At 34.7% G+C, this 13,474-nt stretch carries 8 protein-coding genes; 3 read left to right on the top strand and 5 right to left on the bottom strand.

Features of this window, described 5'->3' with window-relative positions:
- Positions 1-33 precede the first annotated feature (33 nt).
- From LX92_RS09105 to LX92_RS09095, 3 genes are all read left to right on the top strand, one after another.
- Entirely contained in the window at positions 34-321 is a 288-nt protein-coding gene (locus tag LX92_RS09105) for a 4a-hydroxytetrahydrobiopterin dehydratase (protein ID WP_109649980.1), read from the top strand.
- A gap of 216 nt (positions 322-537) precedes the next feature.
- Positions 538-1,248, top strand: coding sequence for a YebC/PmpR family DNA-binding transcriptional regulator (locus LX92_RS09100; protein WP_109649979.1), 711 nt, complete (start codon positions 538-540; stop codon positions 1,246-1,248).
- A 121-nt stretch (positions 1,249-1,369) separates the two neighbouring features.
- Positions 1,370-2,560: a tyrosine-type recombinase/integrase gene (locus LX92_RS09095; protein ID WP_109649978.1), complete on the top strand. Its 1,191-nt coding sequence runs from the start codon at positions 1,370-1,372 to the stop codon at positions 2,558-2,560.
- A gap of 326 nt (positions 2,561-2,886) precedes the next feature.
- Here LX92_RS09095 and LX92_RS09090 read toward each other — a convergent pair whose 3' ends face one another.
- From LX92_RS09090 to LX92_RS09070, 5 genes are all read right to left on the bottom strand, one after another.
- The gene (locus LX92_RS09090) at positions 2,887-7,029 is read right to left on the bottom strand and encodes an ATP-binding protein (protein WP_109649977.1); all 4,143 of its coding nucleotides are present in this window, start codon (positions 7,027-7,029) and stop codon (positions 2,887-2,889) included.
- Between the two features lie 134 nt (positions 7,030-7,163).
- Entirely contained in the window at positions 7,164-10,319 is a 3,156-nt protein-coding gene (locus tag LX92_RS09085) for an AAA family ATPase (RefSeq protein WP_109649976.1), read from the bottom strand.
- Complete coding sequence (locus LX92_RS09080) at positions 10,316-10,852, bottom strand: ABC-three component system middle component 1 (protein WP_109649975.1); 537 nt, start codon at positions 10,850-10,852, stop codon at positions 10,316-10,318. The genes LX92_RS09085 and LX92_RS09080 overlap by 4 nt, the downstream gene beginning before the upstream one ends.
- Positions 10,833-12,233 carry an ABC-three component system protein gene (locus LX92_RS09075; protein ID WP_109649974.1) on the bottom strand — a complete coding sequence of 467 codons (1,401 nt, stop codon included), beginning with the start codon at positions 12,231-12,233 and terminating at the stop codon, positions 10,833-10,835. Before LX92_RS09075 ends, LX92_RS09080 begins: the two co-directional genes overlap by 20 nt.
- A 1-nt stretch (position 12,234) precedes the next feature.
- The gene (locus LX92_RS09070; RefSeq protein ID WP_109649973.1) at positions 12,235-13,299 is read right to left on the bottom strand and encodes a ComEC/Rec2 family competence protein; all 1,065 of its coding nucleotides are present in this window, start codon (positions 13,297-13,299) and stop codon (positions 12,235-12,237) included.
- Between the last annotated feature and the right edge of the window lie 175 nt (positions 13,300-13,474).

Genomic DNA, 13,474 nt, shown 5'->3' with positions numbered 1-13,474 from the left:
TATGGTTTTATAACTTTGGTCAAAACCAGAACCATGATAAAGCTAAGTGAAACAGAGATTCAACAAAAACTACAGGAACTAAAGGGCTGGGAATATATCGATGGCGCCATCGAAACCACTTTTGAGTTCAAGAACTTTAAGGAAACCTTTTCCATCATGACCCGTATTGCCTTTGAATGTGAGGCCCAAAACCACCATCCTGACTGGAGTAATGTATACAACACCCTAAACATTCGGTTGAACACCCATGATGCCAACGGTGTAACCCAGAAAGATTTTCAATTGGCACAAAGTATTGAGGGGATTATTGATAGTGAATAACGCCAGTTGGGCAATAAGGGATTCCTCCTGTACGAAACAGGCTGATGCACAAGGACTTTCACCTCTCGTTGAAATCACTGAAACCATAATTCAGAAGACTCCTTTAAAAATATGGAAAAGAACATGTACTTCCCGTCATTCTTGGAATGCATTATGGGCCATTACTTTGTAAATTTTCTTAAATTTACAGCCGTTTAACAATATACATCACAAATTATGGGAAGAGCTTTTGAATTCAGGAAGGCACGTAAAATGAAAAGATGGTCCGCGATGTCCAAGGCGTTTACACGTATCGGGAAAGACATTGTAATGGCCGTAAAGGAAGGCGGCCCTGATCCTGACTCCAATTCAAGGCTTAGAGCGGTTATACAGAATGCCAAATCCGTGAATATGCCCAAGGACAATATCGAGAGGGCCATCAAAAGGGCCACCGATAAAAGTCTAGGTGATTATAAAGAGGTACTTTTCGAGGGGTATGCCCCCCATGGTATCGCCATATTGATTGAAACGGCAACGGACAACAATACAAGGACCGTTGCTAACATCCGTAGTTATTTCAATAAATGCAACGGTAGTCTAGGTACATCGGGTTCTGTTGAATTCATGTTCGACCATACCTGCAATTTTAGAATAGATGCTGAAGGAATCGACCCTGAGGAACTTGAACTTGAAATGATCGATTTTGGTGCGGAAGAGGTTTTCGTCGACGATGATGGTATTTTGATCTACGCGCCTTTTGAAAGTTTCGGGGCCATTCAAAAAGAACTGGAACACAAAGAAATAGAGATTTTATCCTCAGGATTTGAGCGTATTCCTCAAGTGACTAAAAAACTTAGTGAAGAGGAAGTCGCCGACGTTGAAAAATTACTGGAAAAAATTGAAGAGGACGATGATGTACAAAACGTATATCATACCATGCAGGAATAAGTAGCATTAAACCTTACACCTACTACTATAACACTGTTTTTCAACAACTCATAAAAAGTTTATATTCCTTTATTTTTGTTTATATTTGATTGGTTTTCGAACTAATATCGAACTAATTAAAATGAACCTTAATTTCTATCTTTCTTCTTACGTCAAGAAAAATGGCACGCAATTGATAAGGCTCAAGATGGAGACCTCTAATAGGGATGTACAATATTTAGATTCAGGAATCTCCGTTAGAAGAACTCAATGGGACGATAAAAGAAAAAAAATCAAGCGTCATCCTATAGAGGAAAAATTAAACACCAGTTTAAACACCCTTTTACTTTCACTTCAGAAACTGTATTATGAAAATGAGGGCATTTCAGCGAAAAGACTTCTTTTCCTTTACAAAAATGCCCAAAAGTACGACTCCAGTTCCTTCTTGGATTTCTATCAACAGATAGTGGATGAGGCCAGACTAAAAGGAAAAATACGTACGGCCAATACCCAGCAGAAGTATATAAAAAAGTTGAAGGAGTTTGCAAATCACGTTTCATTTTCAGATTTATCAGTTCAGTTTGCTAAAGATTATGAACAATGGATGCTTGAGAAAGGAAACAAAGTAAATACAGTTGCCTCCAACTTTAAATCGCTATATGCGGTTCTGAATAAGGCAGTTGCCATTGGCATCATCAAAATAAACCCAATAAAAGGTTATCAAATTGTTACCGAGAATACGGAGAAAGAATCCCTTACATTCGATGAAATCAAAAAGCTTTCAGATTTAGAAATTCCAGCGCATCACAAAGGGATGTCTAAGGCTAGGGATATGTTTTTATTTTCTTTTTTTACCGCCGGCATGCGCTTCTCCGACGTATGCCGACTCAAATGGGAAAATATCATCGGGAATGAGATTGTCTACACCATGGGAAAATCTAAAACTCGTGCCGGTGCGAAAAGAACTTTGCCAGTTACCCCTAAGGCAATCGATATAATAGAGAAATACAAAGGTAAGGATGAAACGTTCGTCTTCCCTCCACTCTATGGTATGGAAGACAAATCGGCCGAAGAAATTGAACATCGACTATATATTTCAAACAACGCTGCCAACCGATCATTGAGAATTGCGTGTAAAAAAGCAGGCATTAAAAAAGGGGTGAGTATGCATATGGCCAAACATTCTTTTGCAGATTTCGCGGTAAAATCCAATACTGGAATATTGATGATTTCTAAACTATTGGGTCATACCAAATTATCAACAACCCAGCATTATTTAAAAGATTTCTATCACAAAGAGGAAGCGGAAGAAATGAATCGATTGTTTGGTTAGCCGGCGATTCATCGTAGTCAATTTACGCTGCTCATTCATAAAAATCATCAATTAACACAACCATTTATTCTAAAATTAGAAGCTTCTACCTCTTTGAAAACCTTTAAGGACATTTATATTCAAAACACTTTTCCAAAAGGTGCACTCTATAAAGAATTTAATATTTATTCAAGCAGGCTGATAACCGATGAAAGAATTGTACCCTAGTTAATGCTCTAACGTGTGCCATAATTGTGCTAAGTCGCGTAGATATTATAAGTCCATTTGACCGAAATGGGTGGCACCATTACTCCGAAATAACCACCAGTTCCCAAATATTAAATGTGCTAAGGCAACAAATCTTTAAATTCGTCAATTTTATCCTGAACAAAAATCATATATAATTTTTCTATTTCTGGAACCTTGGAAAGCACGTCTGATAGGCTAAATTGAGCCATATCTACATTGGTTAATTTATTTATGTCTTTACAAATTGACTTTAATTCTTCAAAATCAAATTTGGATTCGTTATCGGCGTTGTTAATTAAATGATCGCTCAATTTATCAATCCTTAGCTCTATTTCACGCCCAACATCGGTTAAGACTCCCTTTTGAATGTTGCTAAAATAATTTTGAACTATGCCGTTACCAATTTCATCAACATTCTCAAAACTTAATTTAATCTGTTCTAGGTGTGTATCTAAATATTGCAGAGTAGCTATCGTTTGATAACATTCCTCATATAGTTTGATTTCCGGTATTATATCGTTCCAAAAGAAAATATCCTTTTCTCTTAGAAATTCTTTGTTTGTGTCCTTTGGGATATTAAATATTTCAAATAAGCTTGTAAACTCATAGCCCTCATTAACTTTGGTTTGAATATAACTTAGTTTTGAAGTAGAAACTTCAAAAAACTTGTCATGGATCGGTTTACCGTCGACTAGCTGAACAAGAGTTACAGTCTCAAATTTCAGGGATAAAATTAGGTTTTTCAAAGATGAATGATGGGTTGAACCGAAGATTGTTAAAATCAAATCGACGAAGGACCAAACCGCATCCATTGAATTTTCAATAGTTACGTTCAACAAAAAGATTAAATTTTTGTTATCAGTGTCTGTAATCAGTTCGCCGTAAAGATTCGAACCTGAAAAGTGATTCCTAGTCTCTTTCAATATTCGTTTTCTTAAATCCAAAATAGTTTTTTCAAATCTCAATCGAGCTGATTTCAAAATACTTGGTTGGTATCTATGGGGAGAATAAAGAAATGCTTTCCAAATGGTTATATGAGTTAATAACAAATTCTTCTCCTTTTCTGCAAGAGTTAGCAATTCTTTTGAGTCATAGTACTTTTCAAACTTGTCGGCAAGTTCTTCTTGAAAAGCTACTTGGTTTTTGAAAGAATCACTCAAAATAACTTCGGTTAAGTTTCGCAGGTTTTCGTTTTCTATTTCTGCACCTTTGCCATTAAGTCTTTTTAACGAATTTGAAATTTCCTCATAAGAACGATTAATATAGTTGCTTATACTAGTAAAAAAGTCCCTTTTTATTGAGGTGAAATTTCTATATTTAAAAGCACTGTACGCAACCTTGACGTTTTTGTAGTCTTCTTTCTTTTTTATGTCGTCACCTAAATAACACCACTTATCCGCAACACTTTTTGGCAGTTTTTGATTTTCCACTTCTGATAATGGCTGCTTTATTAAAGATTCATTTTCTATTAAGAACTTAAGACCATTATTTTCGTTTTTAAAGTACATAACAATGCCCTTTCTGAACTCTAATAAAGCATTGTAATGTATTCTTCTGTCATCAAGTATTTTCTCTATGTATTCTTCCCAATTCTCCGTTCTGTATTGATAATCAACAAAATTGATAATCAAACGATTTAACCCGGTAAGAAAATGAAGGGGTAAATTTTCGATGGAAATGTTTTTTGAGGTAGGATCATGGTCTGAAACCATACCCGTAGGGTTGTAACCAATTCCATTAATTTGAAACTTATTTCTATCTGGAAAAGCTTGTCTCAACATATTTAATATCCTAGTTGTACTTTCATGAAATATGTTTGAAGAATCAATTAGGTTTTCAAAATCAACATCAATTATCCCGCCGTCTGAAAATTGTTTGTTTTCCAGCTTATTATCATGATAAGCTGTTGTTAAGTCAAAAAAGAATTTAGACGATATTTCTTTCCCATTATCAGTAAAAAATGGAATGTTAAAGAGTTTTCGGAAATTGGCTATGAAGATTTCCTCTATTTTAATCTTTAATTCCACTTTATCAATGAAATAGTTATATGATTTTAAACCTAAAAGGAATAAAGATTTAATCTCTATATCTACTGTCCCACGTTCAAAAAATTCTAGTAAGTCATTTTCCTTAAGTGGTATGGTAGTTTGTAGTTTTAGATGCCCGAGCCAAAACAATAACTCACCGAGATTTTTATAATCATCCACTTCCGTCGGCGTTATGTCAATTTGACTGTAATTTTGCAGCCAAGAGTTACAATACTTAAAAACCTCATCTTTTGGTGTTAGTCGCGCGGTTAACCTCTCTATTTGTGCCTTCCTTTTATTAGGGCCTTCATGATTCTTGTGGAGAATATCAAGCAAATCAAGTTGGGATTTTGATGTCAGCATCTCAGTGAAATCCACAAAAACAAATATCCACCAAGCACCTTTCAAAAGTGTATATGCATCTTCGAATACCTCTTGGTTTGTAATCAAAGTATAATCATGAGCTCCTTTCCATAATAAAGAGTTAAAAGAATTAAGGAATCCCGCCCAGGATTTGAAATCAATTATACTTAGCCATTGTATGGAATCTTCAACCGCATAGCCATTCATGTAACTATTCAATAAGAACTTATGCAAATCATCTTCGTCAATTATATTCAATAAATTACTGATATACTGGTTTTTATCATCGAAATCATTATTTTCAATTAAAATATCGTACAAAAGCTTAGATCGGATTGGGTGCAGACCGGTTAGAAATTTCTTGTTTCTTGAGTATTTTAATAGATATTCCTTTTCCAACAATTGCACGTATGAATTGGAAAGGGTTCTATCTATTTTTAGAAATTTCAGAAGCTCTAGATAGTCAAGTTTAGCGCCATACGTATCAGCAATGCACACATATTTTAAAATCTTTAGTTCATCAACCTTTTTCTCTTTCTCCAGCCGACGTACTTGATTGTCTAACCTAATTCTTAGTGTATCTCCTTCATTAATTAGATAAACGTATTCCAACAACATTTCGCCCATCCCAAATTCTAGCCAGGAGTCTTCAAAATCGGTAAACTTCAAATCAGTCCGATACGAGGAAAGAGAATCATATATCACCTTGGCTTCGTTTCTGTTAAAAACCAGTTCAATGTCCTGGAATTCATAGTCCTCGCCTAAGACCACCCTATTCCAATCTTCTTGGCGGATTGTGATTAAAAAGTTGACGTTTTCTTTATTTGAAAGCTCTCTTAAAATGCTGTTCCAATTGTTGTTTTGAGGTTCTACATCAATATAGACAGTAATGGGGAAGTTTAACCCTTTACTCATTGCCTCAAGAGTATTCAAAGTCTGATAAACCTCGTTTTCGTTCTTGGAAAGTCTAAGCTCGTATACAGCATTTGATTCTAAATAATCATGTATGTATCTATAGGCTAATGTACTTTTTCCTTGACCTGAAGCTCCGTGTATAAAAACAATATTACTCCTATGAAATGCAATTTTTATCAAGTCCAATTGTTCTTCCCGAACTACATCCAAATCAGCAAGAATATGCTCATATTTAGCAGAAATCCCATAGTAAAATGTCTTCTTCAGAGTTTGGACATCTTCATCTAAAAGATTTTTTAGGGTAATTGGATGTATGGATTTACCAAATTGATTTTGAAAAGATTTTTGTTCACTTATAAATTGGCCAATTCTATTTAGATTACTTACAAAATCCTTACCCAGGATATCCCTTTGATTTTCGCCAGAACGGTAAATCCAAAATAATAAAAGTTCTAAAGCAATACTAGGGTCGGTAAAAACATTGAACTCTTTTAAACGTTGTAAAACCTGAGAGGTTAAATGCTCTTCATTTACTAATTCTGGTAGTTGATAGGTATCAAGTATTCTCTTGATAGTTTCATCCTTAAATCTCTTCTTCTTTAATTTTTTTGCAAGAATTTTATCATTCTTCAATTCTTCACTTACGCTTCCGAAGGAGACAATCTTAATTTTTACGCCATTACTCTTAGCCGATAACTTAGATGCTCGTTTGAAAAACGAATCACTCGCTGTAAACAAATCAGAAAAACTTAAGTTTCCGCTTTTATTTTTTATTTGGACAGACTCCACATATTCTCTTTGGTTGTCTAGTATGTCAATATCTTCATACCCCCCTTCGATTCGAAAAACGTAGCCCTTATCATAGTCGACAAGTATTCTGTATAGTGAGTATAGAAATTGTGTCCTGTATCCTTTTAATGCCGAAGTAGCTCCCATATTTTATTAATATACGCTTTGGATAAAAGTATAAGAAAGAGCTCTAATTTTACAAGACTGCTCTTAAAATACAAAAAACAGGTACAAGTACATTTATAGTCATTCCCAAGTGAACTTATAATCACGACAATGCTTCAGGCCTTTGAGTATAGAGGTTCATTACCCAATTGGGTTGATTTTAACTTTCCAAAACTTTCGAGTTCCAAAAACTTTGACTTAAAAAGTTTAGAAGGAATTTTCATTTTTAAAAGATTGTGAAAATTCTCATCGTGTGTAGAGAGAATGATTTGCTTTTTATTATTTACAACAATACTTCTCAATAAGTCTATGGTAGAAAGTACATTTATGCTATCCATAGATTGAATTGGGTCATCGATAAATATACAGTCATAAGTTTTTGAATTAAGTGCAGAAGCCAGAAAGATGCTAAGACTCAAAATATTTATCTGGGCTGAACTGAAATATAAATTCGGGATAAGACTATTTTCATCATTCTCTTCTGTCCCACCTTTCACGTAAACATCGAGACTTGGGCTATCACCACTAAAAGTTGCGATAAACTTAACATTTTTGAACGTTGGGTGAGGGTCAATCTTCCCGTAAATTTCATTGATTAAATCTTCGTAAAAGAAGTCCTTAATTCTTTGGTCCAAATGATTTTTGGTTTTCTCAATTTCAGCATTTAGAGATTTGCGCACATTATCGTGCAAAAATTTCAGTTCCTTTTGTGTATTGGCCAAATCTAATTTTGCCTGCTCGGATTGTAAATATGGCAGAATGTTTTCAGAGTAGCCTTTAAGTTTATTTACCTCGATTACGTATTGCTCGTGCTGGCTTATCTTTTCTTTTGTTTCAGTTTCCTGGGTTTTTAGGGAACTATTGAGCGTTTCATTCGTTAGGCTACTTGTTTTTATTAGAAGATTATCTTCAAGATGGTTTTGATAAGCCCCAACACGGGATTCCAAATCCTGAAGTTTTTTCTCTACTTCATTTAAATTTTCCTTGAGTTGTTCTTCGTTAAGTTTTTTGAGTTTTTCATCGAGCGTTTTTATCTCTTTTTTTAGAGTTGAAAGAGCTTCATCTAACTCTTTGGATTCATCCTTGGTTTTTTGGATCTTGGCACTAACAAAATCAATTATTTGTTCTTCACCCTGGTCGTTGATATCCAACCACTGGGCAACTTCATTATAATCTTTATCATTTGCTAAATCATTGATTTCGGAATTCAATAGTTCTATCTTCTCTGAAAGTTCAATCTTCTCAGATTCTAATTTTTGATGTGCTTCTTTGGTTTTTTTGATTTGTTCTTCACCAGATGCTTTGGAAGTCTGTACAACCTCTATTTCTGCTTTAAGCTTTTTCTGGTAGGCATCTATGGATTCATCTTGAAAATTTGATTTTAAGTCGAGAAGCCTCTCATTTTCTGCATTTAGATGCTTTGTTAGCTCATCGAGAACACGTTCTTCACTTTCCTTTGTTTCTTCAGCACGTTTTAGTCGATTTTGTAAATCGGCCAACTTATTTACGTAAAACTGCTTGATGTTTTCGTATAGCTTATCTGCTGTACCTACATTTTCATTTATTTCCGATTGTTTTTTTGAGCGCTCATCCAGTAAGGTTTTTATAGAGGTAGAAAGCGCATTGTTGTTTAATATTCTATCTGCCAGAGCTTGATAATTATCATAGGTTTGTTCGCAGAGCGGGCAAGTGTCGGTTTCCTGCTGGTTCACAATGGCAAGACCAGAAGCAATAAACTCATTAAGGGATTTATTGAGTGATTCTTGCGAATCGATGTTCTCTTGTATTGACTCTAACTCTTTCTTAAACCCCAACCTTAGTGCTTCCAAAGTTTCAAGCTGTTTCAGGTTCTTTATCTGTTCTTGATTCTTACCAAGGCTTGTTTCCGAATATTGACCCAAATCAAATTCTTGGATAACCTTTTCAAGTTCATCAATCTCTTCCTCAAGCTTAGAATATGCAGTTTGCGATTTAGAAACTTTTTTGTGCTGAGGCTCAATTTTTTCTTTTAAAGACTTAATTGAAGTTACAAGCGACTCAAGGTTGTTTTTAAGTTCAGGGATTTTGGCTAATTGCTCATTGATTTTCAAACGCTGCCTTTCAAACCTCTTGTTGGCACTTTCAGCCTCTATGACCTTCCTATTGCTCTCTTCAATATAGGTTTGAAGTTTCTTTAATTTTTCCTGATGTTGGTTTTTGACCTCATTTTTCGACGTGATTTTTGAAAGTGTATCGTTATAAGCGGGAATCAAATTCTGGATAACTTCAAGTGCTTTTAACCGTGTCAAAATTTCAGCCTTTGATTTTTCCTTTTGCTTTATTTCATTAGCGGTAGCTTCGAGTTTTTTGAAATCCAGCAGATTTTCATTTATTACAATTTGTTGCTTAACCGTATTTGCCAAGTTCTCTATAGCTTCAAAGTACTGCTTACGAGAAAGGAAATCGGTATCGCCATTCTGTGCCAATCGAATGTGCGACAGTAATTTTTTTAATTTTTTAAACTCGGTATCGTCTGTAATTCTATCCGTTAGAGCATCCCGAAAATCTGTTACTTGCTTTTTGGTAGTCGTAATCTCAATTACATCAAGTCTTTCATTGAACTCAAAATTGTTGATAACAGCTATTTGGTTATTAACGGTAGCCAACAAGTCTTTATCAGAGGTTTCCGTAATCCTGCCCTTAAATTCTTTTATGTCTTTTTCAAGAACATCAATCTTTTTATTATTAGCACCCGAAAGTGCAATGACATTTTGGTAGTACAAATCGACCTCGCTGAGGCCTGGATTACTTTCCATAAATTTTTTATAGCGAATCTGTCCGTCAGCCTCTTTTAAAAATCTTGCAATCCATTCTTGCGAAAGAATTACTCTTGCAAAATTCTTATCATCCTTACTATTAGAGCTGGCATCGTTTGCACGTTGTTTAGCGACTTTAAGGCGGTTTTCTTTGTAAACATTATTCTCTGAGTCAAGGATTTTTACCCAAGTCTCATTCGTGGAATTCCGGTTTTTAAAAAGTGATATTTGCCCAGACGTAAGACGTCGCATTGTCCTAAGCGATTTCTCGGTATTTTTTGTGACCCAGAATCGCCCCACATAATCTGTCACAGCCCACTCAACGGCATCATAAAACGATGTTTTGCCAAAACCATTGGGTGCAAAAAGCGAAACAAAATCCGCAGTTTCACCATCTTCGGTCACAAAATTAAAGTTGGCATCTTCTGGACGGTCATAAATCCTAAAACCTGATATTTCTACTGAATTGAATTTCATTCTTCTTCCTCTCTAAATTTAGTGATTAACTCATCATACGCAAGATTTAATTGTTCTGGCAAAATGTTCTTTTTCTTAATTCTTTTATCTTTCAAGACATCGTAAATTATGGGGTCGTATAAGAAATCAACGGACTCACTTCTAATTACATCAGCTTCTAAGGTCAGCTCATTGTTGACGTGTTTCTTAATTAGAGCTTCTTGTGACAGAGAGGCATCTTCAACAATTTTTCGGCTGGAAAAGGTGTTGTTCTCTATGGTATATTTTAAATCAATATCTTCAATAGCTTGCGACGTTAAAAAGAACAGATAGATATTCCATTTTTCAAAACTTGTTTCAAGATGATTTTGATAATTCAATGCTATATTATTTGTTATAGCTTTCCAGTTTTCTAACAAGAATTTTTCATCGGGTATTTTAAGAAAAATACAATGGGTTATACCCTTCTCTAATTCCACAGTAGTAACTTCAACTGTGGTCTCAGAAAAATCATTTTTGAATATTTCCCTTATATCACGGTAAGAGTCTTTCATATAATTCTTTTAATAAAGGATAACACTCTACTGGTTTCATATCAACAAATTTTTCATCAAGGTCCAGTGCTGCATCTTCCTTAAATGTTGCTATATTGGTATATTTAAAACGGTCAAATGGAAAATCAAGTGTTTCAGCAATATTTATAGCGTCAGAAGCAAAAGCTTCGTTTTGTACTTTCGCAAATTCTCTGCGTGCTGATGATATGTTTGGCACTATATCACACAAATCGAGTACACCCTTGGTAACCGCACTCTGCCTTTTTTGATTTGAAGCAAAAATCACAAGTCCACCATCAGCTAAATCAGTATAATCAACTTTCCATAGGTCTTGTAAATGCTCATCCAAAAAATCCTTATCGGTATTGGAATAAAAAAACCTGATGTTTTGGGTAAGTGCATCTAAGTCTTCGGCATTATGTAGTTTATCTTTAGCGATATTCAAAATCACCAACAGCTCTAACCAAAAAGTCCATACTTTTTTGCGACGAAGCTCAACATTGTCTTTACAATTAACCAAAAGACGTTCGTCACCCATAAAGCTCTTAAGACCCAAAGGTGTTAAATCACTTTGTCGAATTAGTTCAGCTTTTGCCGTGAGAAGGTCTGAAAGTGCAGCTTCTTCCTTGTGTATTGGTGCTGAGCCCATTTGAAAAGTGTCGCCAATAAGTGAAACAAATGATTTGAGAAAAACCGGCAGCAACTCTACCAGTTTTCCAGCAGCATTATAAATTTCAACTATATCTTCATAGTATCTTATAGGAACAAATCCGATTTCACCTAAAGATAAATCAACATTAGTGGCCATCCTACTTTGTATTCCTGTTATAAAAACATTTGATTTGCCATCAACAGCCATAATACCACCACCTGAACAGCCTTGGATTTCATCTCTTGTTAAATTATGGTTACTTAACTCAGCAACATCAAAAAAATCACCAGATTGTTTAAATCTTGTAACTGCAAATGTTGCAACGGTATTACCTAATGTATCTTGGTGACTTAGTCTTCCTGGAAATCCGCTTAGGTAGAATTCGTTTTGTGGGCACTTTTTTCTGATATGAATATTATCAAAACCTGCACGATATGTTATTTTCAAAATTGCCGCATCAGAATTCTGATGAGGAAAGAAATTTTCTTCAAAGCAAATAGTGAATGTTTCCGAATGAACATTCCACTTATTGCCATCAAAATCCAAAAAAGTTAACGGTATTTCTGCACCATCACTTAAATATTCTAATTCATCAGTCTCTTCGTTTTTATTTTGAAAAAGGTGCTTTGCGGTTAATATATAAGTGTATTCGTCATCCATAGGCTGAAACACGCACCCACTTCCAGAACCTACCTTTACAGTATGTTTTTTTAAATCATTGATGCTCATTTTAAATTTGAAACTTTGAAATTAGTTTGACTTGTAATTGTGGGAAGTCCGCTTTATCCTGTTCAGTGAGAAGATTATTGGCCACTGTCTCATAATTGGAATAGATGGTTGCCTTTGGGTTCTTAGATACAATTCTTGCGATGACACTTTTATGTGGGTGGCCGTGCCCTGAGCTATTAGTACTGATAATGTAATTTTGGGTATCTACCAGCTCAAACAACTCTTTATTGTTGTTAGCTTTACTGCCGTGGTGAGATACTTGCATAAACTCAACCTTTACGGCATTTTCTTTTGAATGGCCAAAATCTTTTAAAGCAGCACATACTTCGCTCGGATGTGAATCTGCAAGCAGTAAAACCTTCTTATTTCTGTAAGAAATTAATAGAGTAATACTACTGCCGTTTTTCTCACTTCGGTCTTGCCTAAATCGGAAAGATGGATTTTTTTCTTCAGAAATTATGTCACTTAGATTTTTGTGCCAATCATTTCCTGCTGCGGTATATTTTATATCACCTGTTTTTTCCTGATAATGTTCAAGTAAATTCTCTAACTGTTTATGCGTAGGTGTAAGAATATTGACTTTTAAACCGAAACCTTCCCATTCTAATCCAGCTTTAATGATGCCATCACGGTCAAGATTATGCTTTTCAAGATACTTTTGAAATTCTATTCCTTCATCTACACCAGTAAGGACATTAGACCCATCAGCAAGGAATAAATCTAAATCATCGTTTTTTGGTTTTTTCAAATACCTTGCAATTGCTTCACCAGAATTGAACCATACTTCTTTAATAAAATCAGGTGCTTTTTTATCCTGCTCAAACCATTTCAGAAATCCTTCAATATGGTCGTTATCTATATGGGACAGAATGAGCAAATCAATATTTTCTTTCCTATACTTAATGTCATCTATTACTCTTTTTAAAGGGCCATTTCTTCGTACCCTGTCAAAGTAAGTAGCTTCACGACCGCCATCTACAAGAATATTTCTTGGTTGGTCATTCTTATCTAAAAGATTGATATAGATAGCATCCCCATTACTTGCCTTTAAAAATTTAATTTTCATCAATAGAAATCATTTGTATTATACATAGGCATAGGGTTCACAAAACTGTGGACTTAAGATTATCAAAAAAATAAGTGGGGGAAAACTTAAATTTGATTTTTTAAAAGTAATAAATTTCAATCAAAATTTTAACAAATTTTCACACTTTCAAAAAACGCAAATGAATTTTGGGATT

Origin of the sequence: Maribacter polysiphoniae (genome assembly GCF_003148665.1) — a bacterium.
Lineage (GTDB): Bacteria > Bacteroidota > Bacteroidia > Flavobacteriales > Flavobacteriaceae > Maribacter_A > Maribacter_A polysiphoniae.
The sequence above is the reverse complement of the archived record's forward strand: the minus strand, read 5'-3'. Positions and strand labels throughout refer to the sequence as shown.